Annotated in this window: 18 protein-coding genes and 2 pseudogenes; 10 read left to right on the top strand and 10 right to left on the bottom strand. The window is 62.7% G+C overall.

All coding sequences use genetic code 11. The annotated features are described in order from the left end of the window. Positions 1-7 precede the first annotated feature (7 nt). Positions 8-1405 (bottom strand): ATP-dependent RNA helicase DbpA, encoded by a 1398-nt coding sequence (gene dbpA / locus FAZ97_RS20475; RefSeq protein WP_158760243.1) that lies wholly within the window; start codon positions 1403-1405, stop codon positions 8-10. 582 nt (positions 1406-1987) lie between these two features. Between dbpA and FAZ97_RS20470 the strand changes: the two genes are divergently transcribed. Further along, positions 1988-3145: a porin gene (locus FAZ97_RS20470; RefSeq protein ID WP_158760242.1), complete on the top strand. Its 1158-nt coding sequence runs from the start codon at positions 1988-1990 to the stop codon at positions 3143-3145. A gap of 193 nt (positions 3146-3338) precedes the next feature. On the opposite strand, the gene FAZ97_RS20465 is transcribed toward FAZ97_RS20470, so the two are convergent. From FAZ97_RS20465 to FAZ97_RS20455, 3 genes are read right to left on the bottom strand one after another with little or no spacing between them, the layout of a single operon-like run. Beyond that, complete coding sequence (locus FAZ97_RS20465; RefSeq protein WP_158760241.1) at positions 3339-4607, bottom strand: MFS transporter; 1269 nt, start codon at positions 4605-4607, stop codon at positions 3339-3341. Positions 4608-4664: 57 nt separating this feature from the next. After that, positions 4665-5474, bottom strand: a complete 810-nt coding sequence (locus FAZ97_RS20460) for a siderophore-interacting protein (protein WP_158760240.1) — start codon at positions 5472-5474, stop codon at positions 4665-4667. Between the two features lie 47 nt (positions 5475-5521). Beyond that, the gene (locus tag FAZ97_RS20455) at positions 5522-6256 is read right to left on the bottom strand and encodes a PadR family transcriptional regulator (protein WP_158760239.1); all 735 of its coding nucleotides are present in this window, start codon (positions 6254-6256) and stop codon (positions 5522-5524) included. 250 nt (positions 6257-6506) lie between these two features. On the opposite strand from FAZ97_RS20455, the gene FAZ97_RS20450 reads away from it, so the two are divergent. Further along, positions 6507-7295, top strand: a complete 789-nt coding sequence (locus FAZ97_RS20450; protein ID WP_158760238.1) for an SDR family NAD(P)-dependent oxidoreductase — start codon at positions 6507-6509, stop codon at positions 7293-7295. 24 nt (positions 7296-7319) lie between these two features. Beyond that, entirely contained in the window at positions 7320-8315 is a 996-nt protein-coding gene (locus FAZ97_RS20445) for an AraC family transcriptional regulator (protein WP_158760237.1), read from the top strand. A 13-nt stretch (positions 8316-8328) separates the two neighbouring features. On the opposite strand, the gene FAZ97_RS20440 is transcribed toward FAZ97_RS20445, so the two are convergent. Next, positions 8329-8724, bottom strand: coding sequence for a DUF934 domain-containing protein (locus tag FAZ97_RS20440; RefSeq protein ID WP_158760236.1), 396 nt, complete (start codon positions 8722-8724; stop codon positions 8329-8331). Next, positions 8721-10499 (bottom strand): nitrite/sulfite reductase, encoded by a 1779-nt coding sequence (locus FAZ97_RS20435; RefSeq protein ID WP_158760235.1) that lies wholly within the window; start codon positions 10497-10499, stop codon positions 8721-8723. Before FAZ97_RS20435 ends, FAZ97_RS20440 begins: the two co-directional genes overlap by 4 nt. 240 nt (positions 10500-10739) lie before the next feature. On the opposite strand from FAZ97_RS20435, the gene ligD reads away from it, so the two are divergent. From ligD to yfcF, 4 genes are all read left to right on the top strand, one after another. After that, positions 10740-13256 (top strand): DNA ligase D, encoded by a 2517-nt coding sequence (gene ligD / locus FAZ97_RS20430; RefSeq protein WP_158760234.1) that lies wholly within the window; start codon positions 10740-10742, stop codon positions 13254-13256. Between the two features lie 77 nt (positions 13257-13333). Then, positions 13334-14260 carry a non-homologous end joining protein Ku gene (gene ku / locus FAZ97_RS20425; protein WP_158761011.1) on the top strand — a complete coding sequence of 309 codons (927 nt, stop codon included), beginning with the start codon at positions 13334-13336 and terminating at the stop codon, positions 14258-14260. Next, complete coding sequence (locus FAZ97_RS20420) at positions 14257-15096, top strand: tetratricopeptide repeat protein (RefSeq protein ID WP_158760233.1); 840 nt, start codon at positions 14257-14259, stop codon at positions 15094-15096. Before ku ends, FAZ97_RS20420 begins: the two co-directional genes overlap by 4 nt. A gap of 114 nt (positions 15097-15210) precedes the next feature. Further along, positions 15211-15843 (top strand): glutathione transferase, encoded by a 633-nt coding sequence (yfcF, locus tag FAZ97_RS20415; protein ID WP_407671822.1) that lies wholly within the window; start codon positions 15211-15213, stop codon positions 15841-15843. A gap of 8 nt (positions 15844-15851) precedes the next feature. Here the strand turns inward: yfcF and FAZ97_RS20410 are convergent, their stop codons facing one another. Beyond that, the gene (locus tag FAZ97_RS20410) at positions 15852-16355 is read right to left on the bottom strand and encodes a GNAT family N-acetyltransferase (RefSeq protein ID WP_158760231.1); all 504 of its coding nucleotides are present in this window, start codon (positions 16353-16355) and stop codon (positions 15852-15854) included. 547 nt (positions 16356-16902) lie between these two features. Between FAZ97_RS20410 and FAZ97_RS20405 the strand changes: the two genes are divergently transcribed. Further along, complete coding sequence (locus FAZ97_RS20405) at positions 16903-18930, top strand: eCIS core domain-containing protein (protein ID WP_199272113.1); 2028 nt, start codon at positions 16903-16905, stop codon at positions 18928-18930. 227 nt (positions 18931-19157) lie between these two features. Here FAZ97_RS20405 and FAZ97_RS20400 read toward each other — a convergent pair whose 3' ends face one another. Further along, positions 19158-20081 (bottom strand): glutaminase, encoded by a 924-nt coding sequence (locus FAZ97_RS20400; protein ID WP_158760229.1) that lies wholly within the window; start codon positions 20079-20081, stop codon positions 19158-19160. 1403 nt (positions 20082-21484) lie between these two features. Beyond that, positions 21485-23092 carry a hypothetical protein gene (locus tag FAZ97_RS20395; RefSeq protein WP_158760228.1) on the bottom strand — a complete coding sequence of 536 codons (1608 nt, stop codon included), beginning with the start codon at positions 23090-23092 and terminating at the stop codon, positions 21485-21487. A 308-nt stretch (positions 23093-23400) separates the two neighbouring features. Between FAZ97_RS20395 and FAZ97_RS35855 the strand changes: the two are divergent. Further along, a pseudogene (locus FAZ97_RS35855) lies at positions 23401-23676 on the top strand (ABC transporter substrate-binding protein); the annotation flags it as partial. Next, a pseudogene (locus FAZ97_RS35850) lies at positions 23664-24098 on the top strand (NAD(P)/FAD-dependent oxidoreductase); the annotation flags it as partial. The pseudogenes FAZ97_RS35855 and FAZ97_RS35850, both read left to right, overlap by 13 nt. A gap of 10 nt (positions 24099-24108) precedes the next feature. Here the strand turns inward: FAZ97_RS35850 and FAZ97_RS20380 are convergent. Continuing rightward, entirely contained in the window at positions 24109-25716 is a 1608-nt protein-coding gene (locus tag FAZ97_RS20380) for a DHA2 family efflux MFS transporter permease subunit (RefSeq protein WP_158760226.1), read from the bottom strand. Positions 25717-25874 lie beyond the last annotated feature (158 nt).

The raw sequence follows: 25874 nt of genomic DNA, 5'->3' as shown, positions 1-25874 counted from the left end.
CGTCGGCTTATTCGTCCATCATGCGGGCCTTGACCTTCTTGCCCTTGACCTTGCCCGCGTTGAGCTTACGCAGCGCGTCGCGCGCGATGCTGCGCTCCACGGCCACGTAGGTCGAAAAATCGGTCACGTTGATCTTGCCGATCTGCGAGCCGCTGAAGCCCGCTTCGCCGGTGAGCGCGCCGAGCACGTCGCCGGGGCGGATCTTTTCCTTGCGCCCGCCGAGGATCTGCAGCGTTTCCATCGGCGGCAACAGCGGTTCCTTGCTGGCGGGCTTCAGTTCCGCAAGCGGGCTCCACTCGACTTCGCGCTTGAGCGCCTGCTCGATGCCGCCCACGCGGCCCATTTCGTCCATGCTCGCGAGGCTGAGCGCCCAGCCGTCCTGGTCTGCGCGGCCCGTGCGGCCGATACGGTGCACGTACACCTCGGGGTCGGGCGTCACGTCCACGTTGATCACGGCTTCGAGCTGCGCAATGTCGAGGCCGCGCGCGGCGACGTCGGTCGCGACAAGCACCGAACAGCTGCGGTTGGCGAACTGGATCAGCACCTGGTCGCGCTCGCGCTGGTCGAGCTCGCCGTGCAGCGCGAGCGCGTGAAAGCCCTGCGCGCGCAGCACGTCGAGCAGGTCGCGGCACTGCTGCTTCGTGTTGCAGAACGCCAGCGTGCTCACCGGGCGGTAATGATTGAGCAGCATGCCCACGGCGTGCAAACGCTCGTCTTCCGTGACTTCATAGAAGCGCTGGCGGATCTTGCTGTCGTCGTGGTGTTCTTCGAACTTCACTTCCTTCGGATTGCGAAGGAACTGCTGACTCAGCTTCGCAATGCCTTCGGGGTAAGTCGCCGAGAAGAGCAGCGTTTGACGCTCCTTCGGGCACTGGCGCGCCACGGTGGCGATGTCGTCGAAGAAGCCCATGTCGAGCATGCGGTCGGCTTCGTCGAGCACGAGCGTATTGAGCGCGCCGAGCGCGAGGTTGCCGCGCTCCAGATGGTCCATGATGCGGCCCGGTGTGCCCACGACGATGTGCGCGCCGTGTTCGAGGCTCGCCGCCTGCGGACGCATGGGCGTGCCGCCGCACAGCGTGAGCACCTTGATGTTTTCTTCGGCGCGCGCGAGGCGGCGGATCTCCTGCGTCACCTGGTCGGCCAGCTCGCGCGTGGGGCAGAGGATCATGGCTTGCACGTCCTGGCGGCGCGCGTCGAGACGCGAGAGCAGCGCGAGCGCGAAGGCGGCTGTCTTGCCGCTGCCGGTCTTGGCCTGGGCGATCAGGTCGTGGCCCGCGAAAGCGATGGGCAGGCTCGCTGCCTGGATCGGCGTCATGTCGACGTAGCCGAGGCGCGTGAGGTTGGCGAGCATGGCGGGCGCGAGCGGCAGCTCGCTAAAGGGCGTTGCAGTGGCTTTGTTTGTCATGACGGGGTCTCGCGCCGGACGGGTAAGGGCGACGCGGCCGTTCGGTAGAAGTGGCGTCGATGCGGGTGGTGCGCGCTATGCACGCGTGTTCCGGGATTTTAACGGATGCGCGCGCTCGCGCCCGCGCGCGTGCCGCGCGAGGGACGTGACGGGCTTCCCGAAAATGCCGCATTTGATAATCGCGATTTCGCGCAATAATAATCGCCGCATATGGAAATAATTCACGCGCGCGATATGACCGGCATCGCCGTGATAAAGTTCAACTAATCGAAGAAATTTTAATCTGCTGAAATGCCGGGCAATTAAGCCGATTTCCACAATAATCGATTTTCCACATGATCCGGGCGTCGCGTGATTGCCACACGGGCGATTCGGGCGAACCGGTGGATTACCCCGTATTTCCCATATACGACAAATACTTATGGGATTTTCTTTCGATATTTCCAGATTTAGCAAATATCTGTTACAGCGTTTGCCAAGGCGATTTAAAGCCTTTGACACGTAGACTTCGCCCGGGATTGCCGGTGTGGCTCCAATACCCGGAGCCGCTTCAGCGCGGTCTGAATGTCATTAAGGAAAGTCATGAAGAATACTTTGATTATCGCGGGCGTCCTCGGCGCTTTCGCAGCCTCCGCTCACGCACAAAGCAGCGTTACTCTCTACGGCGCACTGGATGCGGGTATCGTCTATGCGAACAATGCAGGCGGCCACGCCGCATGGAACCAGGGTAGCGGCACCGTCGGCGACACGTACTTCGGCCTGAAGGGCAGCGAAGACCTGGGCGGCGGTCTGCATGCGATCTTCACGTTGGAAAACGGCTTCAACCTGAACAGCGGCAAGGACACCGAAAGCGGCACGATGTTCAACCGTCAGGCGTTCGTCGGTCTGCAGAGCGACCGTTTCGGTACGCTGACGCTTGGCCGCCAGTATGACTCGATGGTCGACTATCTCGGCCCGCTTTCGGAAACCGGCTCGGGCTACGGCAACAACCTCGCCGCTCACCCGTTCGACAACGACAACCTTGACCACTCGTTCTCGATCAAGAACGCGGTCAAGTACCAGAGCGTCAACTACCAGGGCTTCAAGTTCGGCGGCATGTACGGCTTCAGCAACGACGCTGGCCAGTTCGCGAACAACCGCGCATGGAGCGCTGGCGCATCGTACGGCAACGGCCCGCTGAACTTCGCGGCTGCTTACCTGCAGATGAATAACTCGCCGACGAACACGAACGCCAACGGCGCGAATTCGCCGTCGAGCGGCAACAACTTCAACCTCTCGGCTGAAACGCAACGCACGTTCGGCGCAGGTGTGAACTACAACTACGGCCCGGCAACGGTCGGCTTCGTGTGGACCCACACGCAGTACGAAAACCTGATCGCTGGCGGCCAGGGCGTCAACACGTTCAACTTCCAGACGGGCTCGAACCTGCACATGGACAACTTCGAGCTGAACGGCGCCTACGCACTTACGCCAGCTCTCGCCCTGAACGCGTCGTACACGTTCACGGACGGCAAGGTCACGGGTTCGAACGGTTCGGGCGATCCGAAGTGGCATACCGTTTCGCTGACGGCTGACTACTCGCTCTCGAAGCGCACCGACGTCTACGCTGGCGCCGTGTACCAGCACGCATCGGGCGAACTCGGCAACCTCGGCGCGAACGTTGCGATGATCAACACGCTGTCGCCGTCGAGCACGCAGAACCAGGTCGCCGCAACGGTGGGTCTGCGTCACCGCTTCTAAGCAACACCGGCTCGCTCCCTTGCGGAGCGAGTGAGGCGCGAGCACCCGATCGGCCGGTCGGGGCACGCGCTTCACGCGGTCCATACCCTTGGGCCGCGCTTTCATCCGCTTTCTACACGAAGCACGACCGGTTCACGGTGCGTGGCGCGCTCACAAGGCGCGCCACGGCTGTGAACCGGTTTTCTTTTGTGGCTCAGGTTTTCGCAGCCGCCGGCGCAATGCCTGCACCAGGCGCGGCTACGTCATTCGACACGTCTTCCGCCGCCCCCCGCACCCGCGAAACCCACAGCACTGCCACGCACGTGAGCGCGGCAGCGATCCAGCCGTTCTGCCCAAAGCCGATGATCGCGCCGTGCGCGCCGTTCGTGAGCCACTGGCCGCCCAGCCACGCGCCTATGCCCGTGCCGAGCGCCTGCACTGCGCTGTTGGCGCTCAGGAACGCGCCGCGCCGTGCGGGCTCGGGAATCGTCGTGAGCAGCGCCTGCATCGGCACCATGCGGCCCGACATCGAAATCATGAACAGCGCGAAGAACGCCACGAGCGCGAGGAAGGGCAACGCGGGCAGATGCGTGACGAACAGCACCGGCGCGAGCGAGACGAGCGCCATCACGCGGAACACGCGGCGCTTGCCGTAGCGGTCCGCGAGACGGCCCACCATGCGCGAGGTCATGAACGTCGCCGCGCCGCCCGCCATGTAGAGCCATGAGAGCTGCTGCGGGGCGATGCCATGATTGCCGACGAGCATCGGCGCGATGAACGGGATCACGAGCATGTGCCCGGCCATCATCGTGAAGGTCAGCGCAAAGGCCTTCAGATGGCGCGGCAACGTCAGCAAGCGCCAGAGATTCGGCAGCACTTGCGCGAGCGGCGTGCGCTGGCCGAGATGCCCGGTGAGCGAGGGCACGACGCGCGAGCCCGCGAGCCAGATCGCCACCGAGAGCGCGACGAGCAGCAGGAACGGCGCGCTCCAGCCGTAATGCGCGCCGAGCAGCACGCCGGCCGGCACGCCCGCGATGGCCGCAATGGAGAAGGCCGTCATGATGATGCCCGTGGCCGCGCCGCGCCGGGCGGCGGGAATCACGTCGCTCACGATCGCCATGACAATCGAGCCGAGCACGCCGCCAGTGAGACCCGCGAACGCGCGCGCCGCGAGCAGCAGATGAAAGTTCGTGGCGAGCGCGCAGGCGAGATTGGAGAGCGCGAAGAGTGCGTAGGCCACTTGCAGCAGGCGGCGCCGATCGAAACGGTCGATATACGTCGCCGCAAGGAGTCCTGATAGACCCGAGCAGAGCGAATACGCGGAAACGGCCGTCGCGAACGCCGCGGGCGTGATCGCGAACGCATGCATGATCTGCGGGCCGAGCGGCATCATCACCATGAAATCCATGATGACGGTGAACTGCGTGAGCGCCAGCAGCCAGAGCAGGGTGCGTTCGCGTAGCGGTGTAAGAGAAGGGGTCATGTATTGGCGTGGAGCCTCAAAGTAAAAAGGCGCGGCAGGGTTGCCGCGCCAACAAGATCAGTCGTCGATCGTTTCGTGAGCCGCCTGCGCGCCGCGCCGCCAGTAGGCGGAGGCGCGGATACGCTTCTTGTCCACACCGCGCTCGTTGCACAGATGCGCGCGCACCGCGCGGATCGCCGAGGCTTCGCCGGCGGCCCAGACGTAACCCTCGCCGGGCGGCAGCCACACTTCGGCTACGCCGTCCACCAGCGGATGCTCTGCGTCGCTTTCGTCCCGATAACACCAGATCGCGTACAGATCGGCTTCGGTCGGCAGCTCGATGCGGGCCGCGCGGTTCGCCACTTCGACGACGACGGCCACGCGCGCGCCGGAAGGCAGTTCGGTCAGGCGCCGCTGGATCGCAGGCAGCGCCGTTTCGTCGCCGATCAGCAGATGCCAGTCGAAGCCCGTGGGAATCACCATGGAGCCGCGCGGGCCGCCCACGCCGAGATACTGGCCGGGCTGCGCCTGTGCCGCCCATGCCGTAGCGGGGCCGGCTTCGTGCAGCGCGAATTCCAGATCGAGTTCATTGCTTTCTGCATCGTAGCGGCGCGGCGTGTAGTCGCGCATGGCAGGACGCTCGACGCCATCGGGGAACGCGACGCCGTCTGGACCCAAAGTTGGCACTACTGGCTTTTCTTCACCGGCGGCGGGGAAGAACACTTTGACGTGATCGTCGAACGACGCCGAGACGAAATCGCCGAGGTCGCCGGTGAGCGTGACGCGCACGAGCGACGGCGAGAGTGCGGTGACGCGCGCCACGCGCAACAGCCGGAACTTCAGCGGGTGACGTACACGGACGACTTCGAGTTGGGACGGGTTCTGCATGTGAGGCTCCGGTGTTGGGGTGGCGCGGCGCGAATGGATGTGGCGTGTCAAACGCCTTCGCCCTCGCTGCCGTTTTCAATTTCCTGGGTGGCGCGCGCAAGAATCGCGGCGATGCGGCGCTGCTCTTCCGGCGCGACGTCGGTACGGCGCAGCAGCGCGTGCTTGAGCGCTCGGCGCGCCTCGATCAGTTCGCGCACCCAGGCGCTGCCTTCGGCGGGATCTTCGCCGGCCATCGCGCGACGCATGAGTTCCATCTTGCGGCCGAAGTGCGTGAGCTTCGCGAGGATCAGGTCCGCGCGCTCGCGGTTGGCTTCGAGGTACGTGCGGCCTTCGGGCGAAAGCTCGTAGCGCTTGCGGTTGCCTTCCAGCGTCACGCTCACGTAGCCCAGTTCTTCCAGATACGTGAGGGCCGGATAGACCATGCCGGGGCTCGGGCTGTAGAAACCGTTCGAACGCGCGTCGAGCGCCTTGATGAGCTCGTAGCCGTGGCTCGGGCGCTCGGCGAGCAGCACGAGCAGCATGAGTTGCAGGTCTTCGGAGCTGAATTTGCGGCCACGGCCAAAACCGTCGCCGTCGCCGAAACCGCCGAAGCCGCGGCCGAAACCTTCGCCGAAGCGATCGCCAAAGTCGCCGGAACCTTCGCCGCCGCGATGGCGGCCCATGGCGTGGCGCAGCGCGTGAAGCGCCTGCATGGCCGGGTGGCGGCCGCCGAAGAAGTCGCGCGGATCGCGCGCGCTGTGGCCGTGACGGCCGGTATGACCAAAGTGCGGATGGTGGCGCATAGGGCCTCCTTATCTCTAGGGTGTCTTAAAACATGTCTTAAGATATATATCGTAAGAGTGTTTGTCAAAGAAAATATTTGGGGCAGGGGTGCGCGACGCTGTTGCCGCCTGAGCAGGGATGGTGTGATGCACAATGACAAGACGGGCTCGATGGCGCGATCGGATAGCGCAATGGCGCGGCTCGCCAGTGTCTGGCGCGATCCGCAGTCCTATGATGGCGTCCATCGAAGCACCACCGACTGAGGCATTCATGACGAGGCAATCCAACACCGCGCTGATTACCGGCGCATCCAGCGGCATCGGCCAGGAGCTGGCCAGGATCCATGCAAAGAGGAAAGGCGACCTCGTGCTGGTAGCGCGCTCACGCGACAAGCTCGACGCGTTGAAGCGGGAGCTGGAGGCCCAGCACGGCATCCGCGCGACCGTGATCGCCGAGGACCTGTCGAAGCCGGGCGCCGCGCAGCGCATCTTCGAACAGACGCAAGCGCTTGGCATCACGATCGACGTGCTGATCAACAACGCCGGCTTTGGCGGGCATGGGCTCTTTCACGAGCAAGCGCTGGCCGACTCGCAAGCGATGATGCAGGTCAATATGGTGGCGCTGACCGAGCTCACGCACCGCTATCTCGAGGGCATGGTGCAGCGCAGGCGCGGCCGCATCCTGAATGTGTCGTCGACTGCGTCGTTCATGCCAGGCCCGCTGCAGGCGGTGTACTACGCGACCAAAGCCTACGTGACGTCATTCACGCAGGCGATTGCCGAAGAGGTGGCCGTGCATCACATTACGGCGACTGCGCTGTGCCCAGGGGCCGTGGCCACCGGATTCGTCGCTGCAGGCAACCTCGAAGGCGTCGATATCTGGAAGCAGGCGAAGTCGGCGCTGTCGGTGGCGCAATGCGGCTACGATGCCATGGAGCGTGGCGAACTCGTCGCGTTCAACGAGGGCAAGCTGAAATTCCTGCTGAACTGGGTCGTGCCGCTGCTGCCGCGCAAGACCATGCTCAAGATGTCGCGCCAGGCCATGGAAAAGGCCGGATAACCGGGTTGCAGAAGGCAAGACACGATGAAACGAGCCAACCGATTCGTGATCGCCAGCAACTGGAGGGCGATTCTGAGCGACATGCAGATCGATCCCGCCGTGGTGCTGGCACACGCGGGGCTGCCCGCCGATCTGTTCCATCGCGGCGACATCGCATTGTCCGCGCCTGATTACTTCAGGCTGTGGCGCGGCATGGAGCTGGCCGCAGGCGAGCGGGAAATGCCCTTGCTCTTTGCCGGGCATTTCAAGGCCGAAGCCTTCGATGCCCCCATCTTCGCCAGCCTGTGCAGCCCGAACTTCAACATCGCCGCCAGGCGGCTGAGCCACTACAAACCTTTGATCGGCCCGATGCTGCTAAATGTGGATCAGAGCCCGGAATCGACGCGCCTGACGTTGAGCGTCTATGGCGCGGAGAGCGCGCTTCCCCGTTCGCTCTGCCTGACCGAACTGGTGTTCTTTTGCCAGTTGATCCGGGTCGGTACGCGCGAGCCCATTGTGCCGCAGGGGGCGTGGCTACCCGAGCTACCGCGCAACATCGCGCCTTATGAAGCGTATTTCGGGTGTCCGTTGCGTCAGGGCGATCGAACCGAGGTTCGTTTCTCGGCCGCCGACGCAGCGAGGCCATTCCTGACCTCGAATGCCGCCATGTGGGACTTCTTCGAAAGCAAGCTGAACCAGAAGCTGGCCGACATGGACGCCCGCGCCAGCACGACCGAGCGGGTTCGGGCGGTGCTCGTCGAGGCGCTGCCGAGCGGCGAAACGAACATCGAAGCGGTTGCCGACAGGTTGGCCATGAGCAAGCGCACGCGGCAGCGCAAGCTGACTGCCGAAGCCGAAAATTTTCAACACATCCTGACGTCGATGCGGACCGAACTGGCCGACCACTACCTGAAGCAGTCGGCGCTGTCGTTGGGAGAGATTGCTTTTCTGCTGGGTTTTCAGGAACCCAACTCGTTCATCCGCGCGTATCAAGGGTGGAAGGGGATGTCGCCAGGATCTTTTCGACTGCAGGTCCATTGACCTGATGCGCGCTTCAAGCTTCCCGATACGGCGCCTCGCGGATGAGATCGCCCTGATAGAACGCCGGGAAGCGTTCGAGCTGACGCTGTGCGTCAGCGAGGGCGACATCCGTGCATAGCACCGCGCTCGAAAAGCCCATGCGTTCCATCTGCAGCAACTGGTCGACGAGCACCTCGCCCGTCGCCCGCAGGTCTGCCTTGAAGCCGAGCCGGCGACGCACGAGATAAGCCTGGCTATACGCGCGGCCATCGGTGAACGACGGGAAGTGCAGCTCGACCCGCGCGGCGCCCGCGATTTCGGCGGCATAGGCGAGGGGGTCTGCGTCGTTCGGCAGGGCGAGCACTGGCGCGACTGCATCGGCGTCGTTGTCGTCTGCGCCGAGCAGGCGAATGCGTGCAAGGGTTTTCATGCTGGATCCTCTGCGGTTGCGCGAGCGGTGTCCGCAGCCGCCTTGAACGGTTCGAGCCCGACACGGCGCACGGTTTCGATGAACGTCTCGCCGCGCTCGCGCAGCGCCAGATAGCAGCCGAGCACCGCTTCGACGGCGTCGGTCACCTCGTGCGCGGCAAACGACGGGCCAATGACCTTGCCGGGCCGCGCATCGCCGCTGCGCGTCGAGCCGTCCGCGCCGCCGAGCGTCATCTGGTACCACTCGGCGCCGTCCTTGTCGACGCCGAGGATGCCGATATGCCCGCTGTGATGATGGCCGCACGAATTGATGCAGCCGCTGATATGCAGGTCGATCTCGCCGATGTCGTTCAGTTCGTCGAGGTCCTGGTAGCGCGCCATGATGCTCTGCGCGACCGGCAGCGAGCGGGCGTTGGCGAGCGCGCAGAAGTCGCCGCCCGGGCACGAGATCATGTCTGTGAGCAGATGCACGTTGGCGCTCGCGAGCTGCGCGTCGACGGCCGCGCGCCAAAGCGGGAGCAGGTCGTCGGCATGAACCCATGGCAGGACGATGTTCTGTGTGTGCGTGACCCGCGCTTCGCCCGCCGAGAAACGGTCCACGAGATCCGCCACGCGTTCGAGCTGGTCTGCCGATGCGTCGCCAGGCGCCTGCAGGACGCGTTTGAACGAGAGTGTGACGATGCGCAGCGACGCTTCCTTGTGCGGCGCGACGTTGCGCTCGAGCCAGCGCTGGAACTGCGGCGTTTGTCGGGCCGCGTCCTCGCGTGCGGCCGCAGCGGCGGCGTGGGTGGGGCGGCAGGCGGCTACGTGCTCCGGCACGACGAAATACGCGCGCATACGGTCCAGTTCGGCTTGAGGGATCGTATGGGGAGCGCCGTCGAACTCGACGATCTGCCGGAACTCCTCCTCGACTTCATCGACGAAGCGTTGGCCTTCGGCTTTCGCGAGAATCTTGATGCGCGCCTTGTATTTGTTGTCGCGCCGGCCAAACTGGTTGTACACGCGAACAACCGCTTCGATGTAATTCATGATGTGGCGCCACGGCAGGAATTCGCGCAACACGATGCCGATGACCGGCGTGCGCCCCATGCCGCCGCCTACCGTGACGCGAAAGCCCAGTTCGCCGTTTGCATCGTGCACGAGGCGCAACCCGACGTCGTGCCAGCCGGTCGCCGCGCGATCTTCCGTGGCGCCGGTCACCGCGATCTTGAACTTGCGCGGCAGGAACGCGAACTCGGGATGCAGCGTCGTCCACTGGCGCATGATTTCGGCGAACGGGCGCGGGTCGGCGATCTCGTCGGGCGCCACACCTGCGCGCTCGTCGCACGAGATGTTGCGGATGCAGTTGCCGCTCGTCTGGATGCCGTGCATGTCGACCGTGGCGAGCAGGTCCATCACGTCGGCGGCTTTCGACAGCGGAATCCAGTTGAACTGAACATTGGTGCGCGTCGTGAAGTGCGCGTGGTGCGTCGGCAGTCGCACGGTGCCGAGCTTGCGCTGGGCCTCCATGGCGCGGCGGTAGACTTCGGCATCAGGCTGGTCGTACTCGCGGGCGATCTGTGCGAGCACGCGAAGCTGCGCGCTCGAAAGCTCGCCATACGGTACGGCGACACGCAGCATGGGCGCGTGACGCTGCACGTACCAGCCGTTTTGCAGGCGCAACGGGCGAAACGCGTCCTCGCTCAGCTGGCCGCTTTGCCAGCGCTCGATCTGGTCGCGAAACTGGGCCGCGCGGTTCGCCACGAAGGCTTTGTCGAATGCGTTGTAGCGATACATAGATAGCTGCTGCGGATGGGCGGTGCATACGGTGGAGGCGGAGGCAGCACGTTATCGCGCCGGGGGAGGCACCTCAATGAGCAGATGACGCACAAATGAGCGCAGCAGATGCAGCGCTTACGCGTGGCACACGATTGCGCGGACACGTCTGGCCAGGTGAGCTGTCGTTCGGGCGTGCGGATTGACTTCAGGCGTTCCATTTGCGACGCGCGAGGCGAGCGTTCTTCCTGGACTATCGACATGGCCCCCACCCGCGACCGCGATCCGCAGTCTCCGCCTCTGTCCCGCTATCGTAAAAAGCGGGATTTCGGTGTCACGCCCGAACCCGCTCCGTTGGCTGCCAGCCAGTCCGTCGAGCCCGGACATCCCGCCTTTGTCGTGCAGAAGCACTGGGCAAGCCGGCTGCACTACGATTTTCGGCTCGAACTCGACGGGGTGCTGCTGTCGTGGGCCGTACCCAAGGGCCCTTGCTACGACCCGAAGGAAAAACGGATGGCCATCCACGTGGAGGACCATCCGGTCGAATATTCCAGCTTCGAAGGGACGATTCCCCCCAGGCACTACGGCGCCGGCGACGTCATTGTCTGGGACCGCGGCACATGGGAGCCTGTCGGCGATGCGCGGGAGGGGATGGCGGCTGGCAAGCTGGTCTTCCGGCTCCATGGCGAAAAGCTCGCGGGCCTTTGGGAACTGGTTCGCATATCGAAGCCCGGCGACAAACAAGACCAATGGATGCTGTTCAAGAAGCGCGACGCGTGGGCACAGCCGCTGGCGCAATACGATGTCATCAAGGCGCTTCCCGACAGCGTCACGGTGAAGCCGCTCGGACTCGTTGAGGAGCGCGAGCCGAGGGGGGCGAGGCCCGCGCGCAGCGCAACGCCCCAGGTGGACCTTGGCGCTGCGGTGACCGCGCCGCTGCCAGCCAAACTCGAGCCGCAGCTCGCGACCCTCGCGGCTTCGCTGCCCACGAGCGGCGACTGGATAACCGAAGCCAAACTCGACGGCTATCGCATGCTGTCCCGTGTCGCCAAAGGACAAGTGCGCCTCATCACGCGCGGCGGACAAGACTGGACGGCGAAGTTTCCCGAGCTTGCAACAGAGGTCAGAGCGCTTGCGCTCGACAATGCGTGGCTGGATGGTGAAATCACCGTCCTCAAAAACGGCATTCCGAGCTTCGCTGCGCTGCAAGATGCGATAGACGGCGCGGCAAGACAGGACATCGTCTACTTCCTGTTCGACCTGATGTACTTCAACGGCAAAGACCTCAGGAAGGTGCCCCTATGGGCGAGGCGCGCCCTTCTCGCGCAGCTTCTGGAAAATGCGGGCGAGCACATCCGGTTCAGCCAGGACTTCGAGGCGCCCGCTACCCAGTTGTTCGAGGCGGCCTCGGGCCTGGGCCTGGAAGGCCTCATGCTCAAGCGCCGCGACGCGACCTATGAATCGGGGCGCACGCAAACATGGCTCAAGGCGAAATCCCGGCTGCGGCAGGAACTGGTGATCTGCGGCTTCACGGCCCGTGGCGGCAAGGACGGGGAGATTGGCAGCCTGCTGCTGGGCTATTACGTCGATGGCAAGCTTCGCGACGCCGGAAGCGTCGGCACCGGGTGGGACGCGCGGACTGCGCGGGACCTGTGGACGCGGCTGACGCCTCTCGAAGCGGATGCGGCACCATTTGATGTCGACGTGGCGAGGCCGCGCCGCTGGTCCCGGCGCTCGGCCGGCAGCGAGCGCTGGGTGCGCCCCGAACTCGTCGCGGAGGTCGAATTCGCGGACTGGACGGCCGATGGCGTCGTCCGGCATGCCTCGTTCAGAGGGCTGCGAATCGACAAGCCGCCAGGCGGCGTGATACGGGAGGGCGGAAAGACGCAGCCGCCGGACCCTCAGCCGAAGCTGAAAATCACGCATCCGGAACGCGTCGTCGACCCATCGACGGGGATCACGAAGGCGGACCTGGTGCGCTACTACGCGAGCATCGCGGAGCGGATATTGCCGCATCTGAAGGCGCGGCCCCTCGCCATGGTGCGCGCCCCCGACGGCATTGCGGAACCGTTGTTCTTCCAGAAGCATGCGGAGAGAACAGCCATGCCCGGCCTGACGGCTCACGACCGCGCACTGTGGCCGAAACATCCGCCGCTGCTGACCGTCGACACCGTCGAGGCCCTGCTGTCGGCGGCACAAATGAATGTCGTGGAGTTTCACACGTGGAATTCGACGGTTCGACGGCTCGACAAGCCCGACCGCGTCATCTTCGACCTCGACCCGGGCGAGGGCGTGAAATGGGGACGTGTTCAGGAAGCCGCGCTCCTCGTTCAAGCGCTGCTCTCGGAACTGGGTTTGCAAGCCTGGCTGAAAACGAGCGGCGGGAAAGGATTGCATGTGGTCGTGCCGCTTGCCCCGAGGCTCGGCTACGAGGCGGTCAAGGCGTTCTCGCAGGCCTTCGTGCGACATCTCGCGAAGACCATTCCCGAGCGCTTTTCGGCGACCGCCGGGGCGTCGAACCGTATCGGCAAGGTCTACGTCGATTACTTGCGCAACGGCATGGGGCAAACGACCGCCGCGGCATTTTCCGCTCGGGCGCGAGCCGGAATGGGCGTCTCGATGCCGGTTTCCTGGGAGCAGTTGAACGACCTGAAGAGCGGGGCGCAGTGGACGGCGCAGACGGCCCGCGAGTACCTCAGCTTCCAGCAGCGCGACCCGTGGGCGGATTACTGGGCGGCGGCGCAATCATTGGCGTCGGCGATAAAGCGCCTAGAATGAAACGACCGCTGCCCGGCGGCGGCACGAGCCTTGCGCGAGGCGTCGTGCCGAATGTGCCAATCCGCGAGGAGAAGTCCATGCCCGCCCGCTCAATCGCCTCCCTGTCGCTTTCCTTCGGGCTCGTTTCGATACCGGTGAAGCTCTACACCGCGACCGAGAGTTCGTCGGACGTCCGCTTTCACATGCTCGCGCCCGACGGTTCGCGTGTGAAGCAGCAATACGTCTCCGAAAAAACGGGCGAAGTTGTCGAGCGCTCGAGCATGAACAAGGGCTACGAGTTCGAAAAGGACCGCTTCGTGGTCTTCACCGGCGATGAACTGAAGGCGCTGGAAGACGCTGCGAGTCATGTCGTCGAGATCATGGCCTTCATCCCCGAAGAGGCGATTGACCCGGTTTTCTACGACAAGGCCTATTACATCGCACCCGACAAGCGTGGCGCAAAGCCGTACAGCCTGCTGCAGCAGGCGCTTGCACACAGCGGACGCTGCGCATTGGCGAAATGGGCGTCCAGGGGCAGGACGCGGATCGTGCAGGTGCGCCCCGAAGAAGAGGGGCTCGTCTTTCAGCAACTGCTCTATGCGGACGAGGTCCGCTCGCTGGCGGACCTGCATGTCGAACACGTCGAGGTGTCCGATACCGAGATGAAACTCGCGCTGCAGATTATCGAGCAGGGCGCTGAAGACAATTACGACCCGAAGGCGTATGAGGACGAAGAGAAGAAGCGCATCCTTGCGGCGATCGACGAAAAGATCGCAGGCAAGCAGGTCATCGTTCACGAGCCTGACGAAGAACTGGCCGGCGGCGGCCAGGTCATCGACCTGATGGATGCCTTGCGCGCCAGTCTCAAGGGCGGCGCGAAAGCGAAAGCGGCTCCGGCACCCCGGCGCAGCAAGAGCGCGGAGCCCGTTGCCGAGCTACCCGTGGCGCCTAAAACGCGCAAGCCGCCCGCGCGTGCAGCGAAAGCACCCGCTGAAGCGCCTGCGAAGGTGCGGGCACGCAAGTGACACCACAAATCGCCGCGCGCGAGATTTCGATGCGTGAATTGCAGGCCATGCTGGGCGTTTCGCGCGGCGTGGTGTCAGGCCTCATTGCCGCGGGATTCGTGACGCCGTCGCGCGGTCCACGAAACGCGTACCGCTTCACGTTCCAGGATGTCGTACTGCTGCGTACCGCGTTGCAGTTGCGCGATGCCCGCATACCGACGCGCAAGATCATTACGGCCCTCTCGCGGCTGCGAGACGAATTGCCCGACGAGTTGCCGCTCACGGGGATTCGGGTATCGGCAGTCGGCAACGATGTGGCCGTGCGAACCGGCCCTTCGCAATGGGATGCTGCGACAGGCCAGTTTCTGCTGGATTTTGAAGTCGCGCAAATCAAGGGCGATGTCGTCTTTCTCGACTCGGCTCCTGCGCAGAAGAACCTCGTGCACCAGGCCGAGGAGTGGTACGAACTCGGCGAGCAGTTGAGGGCATCGGATCCGAACGGGGCCGAACGGGCGTACAGGAAGGCGATCGAGCTATCGCCCCAGCCTTTTTATGCTGCCTATGTGGACCTCGGCGCGCTGCTGTGCGAACGCGAAGCGCGTTGCGAAGATGCGCTGCGCGTATTGGACGAGGCGTTAGCTCACTTTCCCGACGATGCCGTGTTGCACTTCAATCGCGCGATTGCGTTCGAGGAGCTAGGCCGCTTCGATGATGCTGAGCGCAGTTATGAACACTGTCTCGAACTCGACTCGTCGTATGCGGATGCTCACCACAATCTCGCCATGCTGCTCGAAAGGCGTGGCGACCCGCAGGGCCTGGTGCGCCATTTGAGCGCGTATCGCCGGCTCACGAGCTGACTGGTTAAGACTACGGGGCTCGTTTCAAGCACGGCGTGAGAGGAACGCGCGGCGAAGTTGTGCGCGATGGCGGCGCGCTTGCTACCATCGTCGGCGCTAACCACGGAGCCTTCAGTGACCCAACCCACTCTCCACCTTTACGCCGACGCTCAATACGCCAGTCCGTATGCGATGTCTGTCTTCGTCGCGCTGCACGAGAAGGCGCTTGCCTTCGAGCTTTCCACAGTCGATCTCGGCAAAAGCGAGAACCAGACGCCCGATTTCGCGGCGAAGTCGCTCACGCGGCGCGTGCCGACCCTGATCCACGACGGCTTCGCGCTCTCGGAGTCCTCGGCGATTACGGAGTATCTGGACGAAACGTTTGCCGGCGTTGCGCTCTATCCGGCGGACCCACGACTGCGCGCCCGCGCGCGCCAGGTTCAGGCGTGGCTGCGCAGCGATCTCATGCCAATCCGCCAGGAGCGCTCGACCGAGGTCGTCTTTTACAGCCCGAGCGCGACGCCGCTCTCGGGCGCGGCGCAGCTCGCCGCAGACAAGCTCTTTGCGATGGCCGAAGCCCTGCTCGCGCAAAGCGACAAGCATCTCTTCGGCGAATGGTCGATCGCCGACGTGGACCTTGCGTTGATGCTGAACCGTCTGGTTCTGAATGGCGATCCGGTGCCGCAGCATCTCGCGCAGTACGCCCTGTACCAGTGGCAGCGGCCTTCGGTTCAGCGCTGGCTCAGGCTCGAGAGGCCGCCGCTTTGAGGCGTGCGTCAGCCCGCTTCGAACGCTGTGTGATATCGCACGTTCGCGGCGGGTACTTCCCCGCGCAACGCAATCGCCTGAAAGTACTCGGCTGGCACGCCAGGCAGCACGAGCGCGGGTTCAGGCAGGAACCCGAAGCGTGCGTAGTACGCCGGGTCGCCGAGCACCACGCAGCCCGCCACGCCTCGTGCACGCAGCGTATCCAGGGCGAGTTTCATCAGCATCGCGCCAATGCCCTGCTTTTGGTGCGCTGGCGCGACGGAGATCGGCCCAAGCCCGAACCAGCCGGTCGAACCATCCGAAAGCACGACGGGCGAAACCGCAACGTGCCCGACGATCTCACGGTCGTCTTCGGCAATCAGTGAAATTGCCAGGGCGCCCGACGCTCGCAACGCATCGACGATCAACTGTTCGGTGTGGCTCGTATGCGGCGCATTGCGGAACGCGGCCTCGGTCAGCGCGTAAATGGCGGCGTGGTCGGCAGGCGTTTCTTCGCGGATGTGTAATGGCATGGTGTTCATCGAAGTATCAGAAAATCGAGCGCCCGGTGCGCGTCGTCAACCACTCCAGCGTCAGCGAGCTTGCACTCCGTAAATATATATTTACGTTTCCCCCAACAGAGAGACCCCGCGGCTTGCGGTTGCGACGGTGCGCGCCGTAGCGGCTGCCTTGGATTCTTTCCGAGGAGTCGGGAATCGGCCAATTTCAGACGCTCGCCCTCTCTCTACAAAGCGCATTCGAGCGGCGGCTTCACTCCGAAACCTGCCAGATGAGCCGCTTCAGCACCTTGGCAATGATCGACACATCCAGGTATTGACGTTGGTGAGCCGGATACAGTTCGCTCTGCTGACATTCGCGCATCGATAGCCATGCCTTTCTAGACTCGAATTCGCTGATGGTGGCCCGGCACAAACGGAATTGCCCGGGAGTTCCGACACGCGACTTCGTCTTGAATGGCCGTGTCCTGGAAGCTATCGTCTTGGAATAGCCATCAGGCATGGATAGCGCGAAGCGATTTATGGTTTCGCGATGTCCCGGCCAACCTCGGAGGAGGTCGGCATGCTCGCAACGAAGATTACCAAACCTAAGGCGGAAAATACCGCAAGTTCGGCGTTCGGTCTCTTGCGGTCCAGGTCCGCTGCGACACAAAACGCCGATGGGTTGGTCGCGCAGGATGTTGCGCCTCAACGCGCCGTCGGCAATCAAGCCACTCTCAGTCGGGACCTTGACTCGCAAATCCTGACGGCCCCACACACAACGCGCGGCGTCGCTCTTGATTTCGCCTCAATACCGATATTTGCGCCCCACCGGTCTCCCGCGCCCGCACCGCCTGCAGCGTTGCCGACACCGCCCGTCGTGCAATCAAAGCGCAGCAGCGGACGAGTCGACGAGCCGTCCAGGCAGCATGTTGGGTGCGACTTCAGCCGCGTGCCGGCGTTTGCCAAGGGCGAGACGATTCGTGAAACGGCGGAGCGCGGCGCAAGCGGCGGCGGCGAACCGCTCCCCTACCTTGCGGAGATCCAGCGCGCATTCGGGCGGCACGACGTTCGCAACGTCTGCGCATATCAAGGGTCGAGCGCCGCAGCGGCGGCGCGTGCCATCGGAGCCCGCGCCTATACGATAGGCGAGCGTGTCGCCTTCGGCGGCTCGCCCGATCTTCGCACTGCCGCGCATGAGGCGGCGCATGCGGTTCAGCAGCGCGCCGGCGTCCGGCTCAGCGGCGGGGTGGGTGAAGACGGCGACACATACGAGCGCCACGCCGACGCGGTCGCCGATCAGGTAGCGCGCGGAGGTCCCGCCGAGGCGCTTCTCGACCGCATGGCGCCCGCCGGATCTCGATCGTTCGGCATGCCGCAGCAGGCGGTGCAGCGCGCGGCAATCAGCACCAATTTCGGCGACTTCGACACGGCGAAATACGACGCCCTCGGGCCCACCGGACGCGAGTACGGCGTCGACATCGAGTTGACGTTCGAGCCCGATAAAGACAAGGTGGATGCCAGGAAGATCGGCCTGACCCAAACCGCCCGATCGCAACTGGCCGGCGCGGCCGTCGCCATCGAGCCAAGCCGTCGCGATCGCCTGGTCGCAAGTGGAACCGGCGAAGGAAGAGAGATCGACCGGACCACGTTGGGGGCCTATGCCGACCCGCTTTACAACTCGAATGTTCCTGGCGCCAAGTACAAGCTGGGTGATGCCCCGCCGATGAGCAACGCGCAATATGGATGGAACTACAAGGACCAATCGGGTGCCTTGAAGCACCATATCGCGAAGCTCATCGACACACCGAAGTTGCCCGGACACGGAAACAACGCCGCCCAGACGTTCGAAACCGCGGCCTTGGCGGTTGAAGGAGCACAGAGCGGCGTGTACATGGGGTCGGTGTCGTGGGGCTGGAGCGTCGACGGCGCCGGCAAATTCAGCAAGCTGCCGCTCAGCCTGGTGGCCAAAGGCAACCCGAGTCCCGAGTTCAAAGCGGCGGCGAAACAGTGGAACAAGTGGACCGCGGCCGGCACAATCAAGACGACGTCCGCTCCGACCAACGTCTATGACGCCGCCTACTCGGTCGCTTTCACCGTCGCAAAAGGTACTCAGGTGACGGTGACCGGACCGTCGGACATAAAAAACGACCTCGTATACAGCCCCATCAGGATCGCGGCCGGTCCGCACAGCGGTATGGACTGGCGCATCAAGGTTACCGACCTGAAAGATGTCGGTGGCGGCAAGCCGTCAATCGATCTGCCAATCAAAGAGCAGCCGAAGCCCGGCACCGAGGCGCGCGGAGTCGAGAAGGCCGTGAAGGTCAGGGACTATGCGACGGCCTATCAGATCCTCAACGGGCAGTGGATTAAGCCGATGCTACCGACGCTGTCGAGGCTGAACAAGAAAGGTCTGCTGCCTTTGCTTTATTCGCACACCGACGAAGCCGAGGGCGTTGACCTGCCGCGCCTGCGTGTCGCCATCGAGGCGGTGCAGTTCAAGGAAAACAAGACGCCACTTAGCCAGGAATTCAAAGACTGGATCGATCCTGCGAAAAACGCTCGAAAAGGGGAGATCGATGAAATCAAACGATTCATCGGAATGAAATAGGCCGGCGCGGCGAAGAATCAGTTCGCGGCCTTGCGAATGGGGCTCCTCCATGGGAATAGGTTCCGACGCATCAGTCGGTCCTCAACCAGGAACGGAGCGATCACAGCCTGGGTCCGGAGCGGCCGCAGCTGTTCTCGATACGCGTAGCGAAACGTCGCCGGATGAACGTCCACTGGCTGCTAGCTGAGATCACGCTCCGTCAAAATATACCTCCGATAGCGGTTGTCTCAGAAGATCGACCGCCCGGATATTGTCGTCAGCATTTCAAGACTTTGGACCCCGGCCAGCGAATTCCCAGTCGCGTCGAGGCCCGGCGACCACACGCATACCGCGTACTCGCCGGGCAGCACCGCGACAATCCCGCCGCCCACGCCGCTCTTCGCAGGCAAGCCCACGCGGTAGACGAAATCGCCCGCTGCGTCGTAGGTGCCACAGGTCAGCATCAGCGCCGAAAGCCGCTTCGCCGAACTCGCGTCGAGAACATGTTCGCCGCTCGCGGGCGAGACGCCGCCATTAGCCAGAAAGAGCGCCGAGCGCGCCAGCTCCACGCAGCTCATCGAGATCGCGCATTGGCGGCAATAGGCGTCGATCACGGCATCGGCGGGCATTTCCAGGTTGCCGAAGCTGGCGATGAAATGCGCCATCGCGCGATTGCGCTCGGCGTGCGCGAGTTCCGATTGCGCAACGCGCAGGTCGTAGCCGATGCCGGGTTCGCCCGAGAGCCGCCGCATGAAATCGACGAGCGCGGTTTCCGCCTGCACGAAGCGGCGGCACAGCACGTCGGTCACGACGAGCGCGCCCGCGTTGATGAACGGATTGCGCGGCTTGCCCGCCTCGAATTCGAGCTGCACGAGCGAGTTGAAAGCCGTGCCCGAAGGCTCGCGGCCCACGCGCTGCCAAAGCGCGTCGCCGAGTAGCTGGAACGCGAGCGTGCACGCGAACAGCTTCGAAATGCTCTGGATGGAAAAACGCACGTCGGCGTCGCCAGTGCGGTAGACCTGGCCGTCCACGGTCACGATGGCCATGCCGAAGTGATCAGGGCGCACGGTGGCGAGTTCGGGAATGTAGTCGGCAACACGGCCCTGCCCGATGTACGGCTTCAGATCGCGATGGATCGCGTCGAGGATCGCCTGATAGTCCGAGTTTGTCATTGCGGGAAGGGTCTGGGAGCCCATGGGCACGGGCCGCGATGATACCGCACCCGACCTGCATTTAGCGTAAGTGGCCCCGAGCGAATCGGCTACGCCATCGCAAGACCAGGTGCGGTGGAGTGGACACTCAAGTGGCTGTTGCCTTGCAGAAACTGGCGGTATGCGTGGACGGCGACTGACCACGCCTCCCGCGCCACGTCATTGGCGATAACAGTCCCATCTTCGTCCACGACTGCAAGTGTGTCAGTCCTTCCGTTGGTGAGTTCCACGGCGATGCCTGCGTGGGCCACAGCGCTGATGCCGTACGGCCTGGCGGGGCCGTCGCCATCATCATCGCCGCCGCTCCCTATCTAGTTCCGATAGGGTCTATTGGGGCGTCACTACTTTTCCCGCGAAAGAAGTCGAAAGCGATGGTTTGGTAAGGGATCCTGATGGCCCGCAACAGGGCGGTGAGCGTCATTGGATCGGCGCTGATCACCGTGTCGATTCGCTGATGCCGCAGCCGCTCGCCGCTCGGGCGTCCTACCATGAGCGCCTACGGCGCGGGCCGGACGAGCCCATTTGAGAGATACCTGAATGCCAAGCTTGGGGATGCGCACGGCCCTCGCCGGGCCGCCGCGCAGCGGCTCATGTGAGGCGCCAGGGCCGTGGATGATTGGTGACGTGTGAGGTTGGCGAGCGCCGCGAAATCCGCTTCGAACACGTGAACGACAACCTCACCCGATACGGGGGTCTGCGAATCTGCAGATGCCTTCGATCGCGCGGGGGGTATCTACCTCGGCTGACCGCTGCGGCTTTGTCCGTTCAGCAAATCAGTTCGTTGCGGCTAGTTGTTTCTCGCATCCCGCCATTCGCGCGTTTATCGGGCCCGGCGCGATACCGGATGCCCTGCGGCTGGGTGATGGCCGCGCGCCAGCTTTTTTCTACCCCGCGTGCCTTTTGCGGCATCGCATGTTGATCCAGAAACGACAAGGCCCGCAGTCTGCACTGGTAGCTCGAATTGACGTTTCTCAGGCGTCTGTCTCTGGACGAGGATACGACTCGAACCAAGCCATCATTCGGGCTACCGCTACATTCTGCGGGCCTTGGGTGATGCGTTTGTCCCGTCCCATCGCGCGGATGAGAGAGCCGCGCGACATGCAACGGGACCGATCTTGCTTGACCATCATCCTGTCGTCTAATGCATGAGACGCAGAAACCACAATTCGATATACGTTGAAAGGGCCGGCAACGCGGCGCGCGACCAGGATGCGCCAAAACGCGGCGATGCTGGTGGTGCAGCACCCCACGGTATTGGCGCGGTGTTCGTGGAAGGGCGCCGCCACCCTTTTCGGTCATTCAGGATAATCGCTAATAATTATCCGCGTTTCTATTTTATATGAATAATTTATTCTGCTCTTCTGCTAATCACTCTGACCTACGGTGAAATTTGAATGACGTCTTCCCGGAACTCTACCTTTTTCGGAGGTTCTCATTGGAAATAACGAATCCACCAGGCGATCAATGAAATGGAAGAATTTATCTGATGAGTATCCGGCGACGAATGCTATAGCTAATGGCGAAAAACTTTTCCCTCCTTCAATCAGGTCGCTTAATAGTCCTATTGAAATTCCGACGATTATTGCGCAGGTAACATGAGATCTATTCTCAACGGTTGAATTCTCCGGGTGAAATGTGCTGGATGCACACTCGGCGTTTATTTTTCTGAGAATAGATGCGCAAGCCCCCAGCCACGAATACAATACAGGCAAAACAAATCCAGTAACTATGCCAACAAGTGAGAGAATAATGTCCCTGCCGTATACTGCCATTGCTCGAATGTCCTGATAGGCTGCTATTTTCTGAAACCCCTCGTCCACATCGCGTTCAGGACTAAGTGCCATATTCTTATGCCCATCTATTTCGCCGATCACATGATCGGCCTCTAACATTGGGACTGTTATCTCAAGATTTTTTCTGACTTTCTCACTGTCGCAAAGCCAGTTTGTTGGTGGCGCCGTGGGCGCGCTCTTGACTTGTGAAGCGGTTGTCTTTATCGATTCAGTGTCTTTTTTATCGCATTCTTTTTGATTGTAATAAGGGTTATTTACCGGAATGTATAGGCGCGATCCGATACCATCCGTTCTTCGGACATCACTAAAGAGTTCACGATTGTTGATGGCAAACTGCTGGAGGGTGTCTTTTATTTGCAGTGCCGTAGGCGAATTGCTAATCATTCGCAAATCGCTATCGGTTTTCTGATTGATATCGACTTCTCCATCTTTCTCGTCTCGCTGTGAAACATCCGATTGCGTGTATGCGGCTCGTAATTTTCGGAGCGCACGTTCGCCATTTTGTTTTGCCTCGATAATGCTCGTGGCATGACTTTCAAGTTCATTATGTAATCTCATGGCTTCGATATCGTTCGCGGCGACAAGTCTTGTGACATCTTGAGAAATCTGATTCGCGATATAGAGTAAGCAGGATAAGCTAATAACAATCAAGGTTAAAGGTATCGTGAAATACGAGTACATCCTGATTGCCTTGCGGGCACCCTTACGAGCGGCGGATCCTGCAGTCGCGGCTTCGACTGGAGTGACGGCGTGAGCTATTCGGCTTAATGCGGTATAGAACCTGGCCTCAACGTTCGCCGTCCATTCCCGATTTCTTCTTGCCATTCTTGCTTGAGACACCGATTCGACATCGGCTGCGATCAGATCAATGCCAGCTAACGACGCGTAGGAAACCAGATCATCGCCATGTTTGATATCCGCGTATATGCGCGCACTTGGAAAAAAGAGAGTGTCGCGAATTTTATCAACCGCAGAGTGAAATTCCACTTCCAATTCACTGGTCCAATTTCCTTGCGCTAACGCCGCATGCGCCCGTCTGACGGTGGCCACAGATTGCGAATCAAGTTGCAAGTCATCTTTCGAGGCTTCCGAAATTAATTTGTCACAACCTATCAGGCTATTCCGGACGCGAGCACGCCATAAAAAGTTGAACCACCTTAACTGACGATCGCTGTTCATATTGGCCCCCTTTAATAGGGTGAGCGATAAACATAAGTCGTTGCGTGTAAAGGCTGGTTTAAGATAATTAACATTTCAGCGTGATTTCACGAGCTATTTTGAATTTTTTATTACTCTTCTACTCCGTTGGCGAGATATGACTGTGGGCTACCGCACAGACAGAATGCGTTTCGTACGCTTACGAACGCTTTACACGCACTGTGAAAGATCGTTTCTGGCCGTTCAAGGCCAGCCGTGAGTATTCCGTCCAGAAATTGCGAAGAAAAACCCGGCGCGCGGCCGGGTTCAGGGAGAAGGGGGAAATCCTCCAGATTTTCGCGGACCTCGCGGCCGGGCGTCTGGACGGCGCGGTCCAGGAAGTGCAGACCGCCACCGACGGCTTCCTCTCGAAGCCCCAGGGCAAGGGCTTCGACTTTGCGGGCGCGCCGCTCAAGGATCCGTCCACGCTCGGCGAAGGCACCGGCTTCGGCATGCGCAAGGACGACGCCGCGCTCAAGGCCAAGGTGGTCGCGGCCATCGACTCGCTGCGCCAGGACGGCACGCTCACGAAGCTGTCGATGAAGTACTGGTCAAGCGCGGTTATCACATGCACTACGCGAGCGAGGCGCGCGCGCCGCTCGTGCGTCCGGTGGTGGATATCGAAGGCGGCTACGTGGTCGCGCCGATGCGCCGCGGCTTGCGCCTCACCACTGGCGTGGAACTCGCCACGCGCGAGCGTGAACCGAACTATGCGCAGCTCGACGCGGCGGAGCGCGAGGCGCGCCCCGTGTTTGGCCTTGGCGCGCGGCTCGACGAAACGCCGTGGATGGGGCTGCGCCCCTGCACACCCGACATGCGCCCGCTGCTCGGGCCCGCGCCGCGCCATGCCGGGCTGTGGTTCGCGTTTGGCCATAACCACCACGGCCTCACGCTCGGACCGGTCACGGGGCGCCTCGTCGCCGAGCAGATTGTCGGTGAAACGCCGTTTACCGATCCTGCGCCGTACTTGCCCGCGCGCTTCGGCTAAACCCGGCGGGTCAGTGTGCCCCCGCCGCGCCGCCGCCTCCGCCGCCCCTCGTCGACTTCGTGATCCAGATAAGCGGAATAATCATGAGGAAGATGATCGCCGAGATATAGAAAATGTCGTTCAGCCCCATCATCGCGGCCTGCGAGGTGAGCTGAAAGTCGAATAGCGCGCGTGCGGACGGTTCGCTCAGATTCAGCACCTTCTGGGTCTGATCGATCGCCTGGACGAAGGTCGGGTTGTTGATCGAGGCCTGCTCGGTAAGCCGCGCATGATGCAGGATCGTGCGGTTGTTCCAGGCGTTCGTCGCGATCGAGGTGCCCACCGCGCCGCAGAACACGCGCACGAAGTTCGAGAGGCCCGCCGCCGCCGGCACGCGGCTCGGCGGCTGCCCCGCGAGAATGATGGCCGTGAGCGGCACGAAGAAGAGCGCCATGGGGATGCCTTGCAGCAGCGTGGGCAGCACGAGATGGAAGGTGTCGATTTCGAGCACGTAGCGCGAGCGCATGTAGAACACGCCGGCGAACAGCACGAACGCGATCGTCGCGATGACGCGCGCGTCCGAGCGCGGCAAGAGGCGCCCCACCACGGGCGCGAGGATCACGGCGAATATGCCGAGCGGTGCCGTGACGAGGCCCGCATCGACGGAGCGGTAATTCAGGTACTCCTGCATCCATTGCGGTAGCAGCACGAGATTGCCGAAGAACACGGCATACGCCACCGAAATCGCGATCGTGCCGCCGAGGAAGTTGCGCTGCCCGAAGAGCCGCAGATCGACGATCGGGTGCGCTTCGGTCAGCTCCCAGACGAGAAAGAACGCGAAGCTGATGAGCGCGGTGATGCCGAGCGCGACGATCACGGGCGAATTGAACCAGTCGAGGTCCTTGCCTTTGTCGAGCATGATCTGCAGCGAGGCGACCCAGGCGATCAGGAGGCCGAGGCCCACGATGTCGATGGGCGGCTTGCGCGTGGGCGATTCGCGGTGGCGGTAGATCGCCCAGGTAACGGAGCCCGCGAAGATCCCCACGGGGATATTGATGTAGAAGATCCACGACCAGTTGTAGCTGTCGGTGATCCAGCCGCCGAGCGCGGGGCCGGCGATCGGGCCGACCGTTGTCGTCATGGCCCAGAACGCGAGCGCCGTGGAAGACTTGTCCTTGGGCCACGAGCCGAGCAGGATCGCTTGGGAGAGCGGAATGAGCGGGCCGGCCACGGCGCCCTGCAGCACGCGCGCGATGAGCAGGAAGGGCAGCGTGGGCGCGATCCCGCACAGCCACGAAGCCAGCACGAACGAGAAGATCGAGGCGACGAACAGGCGCACCTGGCCAAAGCGCTGCGTGAGCCAGCCGGTGAGCGGAATGGAAACGGCGTTGGCCGCCGCGAACACGGTAATGACCCATGTGCCTTCGTCGACGGACACGCCCATGTCGCCGGAGATGGTCGGAATGGCGACGTTGGCGATCGACGTGTCGAGCACGTTCATGAAAGTCGCCAGCGCGACGGCGATGGTCGCGAGGACCAGCCTGCCGCCTTCGAGCGGTGGCGGCGGTGCTGGCGGCGACGTGGAAGCTGCTGGCTGGCTCACGCTTGTTCTCCGCGTATCTGGTTTGCGGCACAGCATACCTGCAATCGCCCACTGCCATCTCGGGCCGGGGAGCATCCCCATGCGCCCCAGGGTCATCGGCGGCTTGCGAATGGCTTGCACCCGCAGTTGGGTGGCTTTGCACGGCTTTACCTAACGCCAGGAAATGGAGTCTTTCATACACGCGGTGCGTGGCG

It is taken from the genome of Paraburkholderia acidiphila (assembly GCF_009789655.1).
Classification (GTDB): domain Bacteria; phylum Pseudomonadota; class Gammaproteobacteria; order Burkholderiales; family Burkholderiaceae; genus Paraburkholderia; species Paraburkholderia acidiphila.
This window is presented reverse-complemented; position numbering and strand designations above follow the sequence as displayed.